The sequence below is a fragment of the Promineifilum sp. (SeqCode) genome (assembly GCF_041918635.1).
In the GTDB taxonomy this organism is placed as follows: domain Bacteria; phylum Chloroflexota; class Anaerolineae; order Promineifilales; family Promineifilaceae; genus Promineifilum.
This window is the reverse complement of record NZ_JAYRVJ010000546.1, coordinates 1-3,511: the sequence shown is the minus strand read 5'-3', so window position 1 is coordinate 3,511 and position 3,511 is coordinate 1. Positions and strand designations below refer to the sequence as shown.

Sequence of the window (3,511 nt, the reverse complement as noted above, 5' to 3'; positions counted from 1 at the left end):
TCAGAAAAATCTGCGAGCTCTGCGAAATCTGCGGATAACTCTCTTCAAGAGGCGACCGATGGCTGACGAAATCCGCTTATTACTGGCCGACGACCACGCCGTCGTCCGCTCCGGCTTGCGCATGCTGCTCCAGGCCCAGCCCGACATGAAGATCGTCGGCGAGGCGGAAACGGGGCAGGAGGCGATCCGCCGGACGGGCGAATTGCGGCCGGACGTGGTGTTGATGGACATTGAGATGCCGGGCATGAACGGCATCGAGGCGACGCGGCAGATCAAGCAGGCGGTCCCGGCGACGGCCGTGCTGGCCCTGACGATGTACGAGGACGACCAGTACTTCTTCGAGATGCTGCGGGCCGGCGCGTCGGGCTACGTGCCCAAGCGGGCCGCGCCCGACGAACTGGTGTCGGCCATTCGCGCTGTCAGCCAGGGGCACGTGTTCCTCTACCCATCGCTGGCCGGGCGGCTGGTGCAGGACTATTTGCAGCGCGACCCGGCGCTGAGCCAGGAGCCGCCGGGCGACGACCTGACGCCGCGCGAGCAAGAGGTGCTGACGCTCATCGCTGAGGGGCTGAGCAACAACGAGATCGCCGACCGGCTGGTCATCAGCGCCAAGACCGTCGACCGCCACCGCGAGAACATCATGCGCAAACTGAATCTGCACAATCGGGTGGATTTGGTGAAGTATGCGTTGCGCAAGGGGCTGATTGATCTGGAAGAGTAGCGGGGGAGCAGGGGAGAAAGAACTTTCGGCCGAGGTTTCTGTCACCCTGCGCCTCCACTCCCCTGCTTTTTCCCCCTGCGCCGCAAACGGCACACATCAAGACAAATACCTTTCAAACCACCCCAACATATGCTCCAACCGCGCCACCCGCCGGTCTGTCCGCCCTCCCCGGCTGACCCCGTGCGACTCCCCGGGCAGCAGTAGCAGTTCCGTCGGCACGCCCAGCCGCCGCAGGGCGATAAACACCTGCTCCCCCTGCTCCTGGTCGCAGCGGTGGTCGTTCTCGCTGTGGATGACCAGCGTCGGCGTTCGCGCCTGGCCGATGGCGCTGATGGGCGATTGCGCCCAGCACGTCGCCATGTCCTCCCACGGCGCGCCCGTCCCCGCCAGGTGCTCCAGCCCGGCGTTCAGGTCGCTGGAGCCGTAGAAGCTCAGAAAGTTGCTCACCACGCGCTGGGCCACGGCCGCCTTGAAGCGCTGCGTCCGGCCGATGATCAGCACCGTCATGTAGCCGCCATAGCTGCCGCCCGTCACTCCCATCCGCGCCGGGTCAATGTAGGGCAGCCGCTCCACGTAGTCGGCCCAGGCCATCACGTCGTCGTAATCCACCGTGCCCCACTGGCCGTAGATCGCCCCCGTCACCGCCTCGCCGTACCCCTGGCTGCCGCGCGGGTTGCTCCAATAGACCACGTAGCCGGCCGCCGCCAGATAGTGGAACTCGTGCATGTACATGTTGCCGTACTGCGTCTGCGGCCCGCCATGGATTTGCAGGATGGACGGGTACTGCCGCGTCGGGTCGAAGCCCGGCGGCTTCAGGATCCAGCCGTGCAGCTCGTGGCCGTCGGCCGCCGGGAACCACACCTCCTCGATCTCACCCGTCGCCACCTCGGCCAACCACGGGTTCAGCGCCGTCAGCGTCCGCGGCGCGCCCGGCGTCCCGTCCTCGTCCAGGTCGCGCACCACCAGTTGCGCCGGGTCGTCCAGCGTCGACCACAGGTAGGCGATGCGCCGCCGCGCCCGGTCGAAGGTGTAGCCGCCCAGCACGCCCGGCTCATCGATAATCCAACTGTAGGGGCGGGTTTGAAACCCGCCCCTACCGGCGGCATCTTCGTACGGGCGGATTTGAGATCCGCCCGTACCACCATTGTCCGGCCCAAACGCCGCCAGCGACACCAGCCACTCATTCCCCCGCGTCGAGGCCACACAGGCAATGCGTTGCCCATCGGCCGACCAGACCGGCAGCGACGGCGTGTCCTCGTTGAACACGTCGCCGTTCGTCGAGCCGGCCAGATGCAGGTCGAGGCCGCCGCTGGCGTCCCGCGCCCCGCCCCCGGCCAGCGCCGCCACGTAGAGCCGCGCGTTTTGATACCACCGCCCCGGCTTGTCGCGCCCCAGGTAGGCCACGGACTGCCCATCGGGCGAGAAGACCGGCGCGAACTTGCGGCCGGGGCGCGTCTCGATCTGGGTCATCTCCCCGCCGCCGGCCGGGATGAGGTACAGCTCCGTCGCGTCCAGATCCATATCCGGCCGCTCCCCCCGGTTGGAGGCGAACAGGATAGAGCGGCCGTCGGGCGACCAACTCGGCTCCGTCTCGTCCTTGTCGCCGTCAGTCAGCTGCGTCGCCGCGCCGCTCTCGGCGTCGATGACCCACAAGTGCCAGCGCTCCTTCGGCAGATAGCCCGCGCCGTCGAACTTGTAGTCGGCGCGGGTGATGTGGCGGTAGGAGAGGCCCAGCTTCTTCTTGGCCTCGTCCTTCTCCCGCTCCAGCGCGTCGGCGTCCTTCTGGCGGAACTGGCACACCAGCCGCGTCCCATCGGGCGACCATTCGAACGGGCCGAAGTTGCCCTTCAGGTCGGTCAGCGGCCGGGCCTCGCCGCCGTCCAGCGGGATGAGGTGCAACTGCGCCTGCTCCTCGTTGCCTCGGTTGGAGAGGAAGGCGATGGTCTGGCCGTCGGGCGACCAGCGCGGCTGCGTATCGGCCCACTTGCCGTGGGTGAATGGGCGCAAGCGGCTACCATCCGCCTCGGCCAGCCACAGGTTGGTATACTTCTTCTCCGTCTCGCGCTCCACACGCTGTACGCAGAAGACCACGCGCGCCCCATCGGGCGAGATGCGCGGGTTGGAAGGGATTTGGAAGCGGTAGAGGTCGTCGGCGGCGGTCAGCGTCGGGGCGGCCTCAGCCTGGGTGTCGGTCATGGGGATGCTCCTTGGAATGGATGAATCGTGGGAAAGATACCACGTTCGCCGGTTTATTAGTAGAATTGTAGGGTGGGATGGCATCCCGCCTCTTTGGCCTGACAGACGCGGGATTACTATCCCGCGCTACAAGCGGGCGCGATAAAAGCTACAGGAGCGCAGTATGGACTCACCAATTGTGGACAAGGTTGTAGAGGAATTGCGAACACTCCCCCCCGACATGCAATGGCGGGTGCTCGAGTTCGCGCGCGCCCTAACGCTTTCCACCCCCCACGGCGTCCCAGGCCGCCAACTCATGAAACATGCCGGGACAATCTCGGTCGAAGATGGAGAGGAGATGCTCATAGCCATTGAAGAGGGCTGCGAGCAGATTGATACCGATGGCTGGTAGGTACTTGCTCGATACCAACGTGCTGATTGCGTTCCTCCAGGGAGAATCCGGTGTTGCGGAAAGCGTTAACGCCGCCGATGAGATTTATATGTCCTGTATTGCCGTCGGAGAATTGCGCTATGGAGCCCGCAAATCCGGCCGCATGGCGGAGAACTTGGCGCGCGTCGAGGCTTCGGTAAGCGATGTTGTCGTGCTAGGTTGTG

At 65.7% G+C, this 3,511-nt stretch carries 4 protein-coding genes; 3 read left to right on the top strand and 1 reads right to left on the bottom strand.

What is annotated here, in order from left to right; all coding sequences use genetic code 11:
• The first annotated feature begins 58 nt into the window (after window positions 1–58).
• Window positions 59–721, top strand: coding sequence for a response regulator (locus ACE3UY_RS16450; RefSeq protein WP_374688577.1), 663 nt, complete (start codon window positions 59–61; stop codon window positions 719–721).
• Between the two features lie 96 nt (window positions 722–817).
• On the opposite strand, the gene ACE3UY_RS16445 is transcribed toward ACE3UY_RS16450, so the two are convergent.
• Window positions 818–2,917 carry a prolyl oligopeptidase family serine peptidase gene (locus tag ACE3UY_RS16445; RefSeq protein WP_374688576.1) on the bottom strand — a complete coding sequence of 700 codons (2,100 nt, stop codon included), beginning with the start codon at window positions 2,915–2,917 and terminating at the stop codon, window positions 818–820.
• 163 nt (window positions 2,918–3,080) lie between these two features.
• Here ACE3UY_RS16445 and ACE3UY_RS16440 point away from each other — a divergent pair, with 163 nt between their 5' ends.
• A complete protein-coding gene (locus tag ACE3UY_RS16440; protein WP_374688575.1) occupies window positions 3,081–3,308 on the top strand; it encodes a hypothetical protein in 228 nt (75 codons plus the stop codon).
• Window positions 3,309–3,312: 4 nt separating this feature from the next.
• A partial coding sequence (locus ACE3UY_RS16435; protein WP_374688574.1) for a PIN domain-containing protein occupies window positions 3,313–3,511 on the top strand: 199 nt, incomplete at its 3' end.

Coding starts and splice junctions, on each gene's coding strand:
- ACE3UY_RS16450 (WP_374688577.1), top strand. CDS start 59: ATGGCTGACGAAATCCGCTTATTACTGGCCGACGACCACGCCGTCGTC.
- ACE3UY_RS16445 (WP_374688576.1), bottom strand. CDS start 2,917: ATGACCGACACCCAGGCTGAGGCCGCCCCGACGCTGACCGCCGCCGAC.
- ACE3UY_RS16440 (WP_374688575.1), top strand. CDS start 3,081: ATGGACTCACCAATTGTGGACAAGGTTGTAGAGGAATTGCGAACACTC.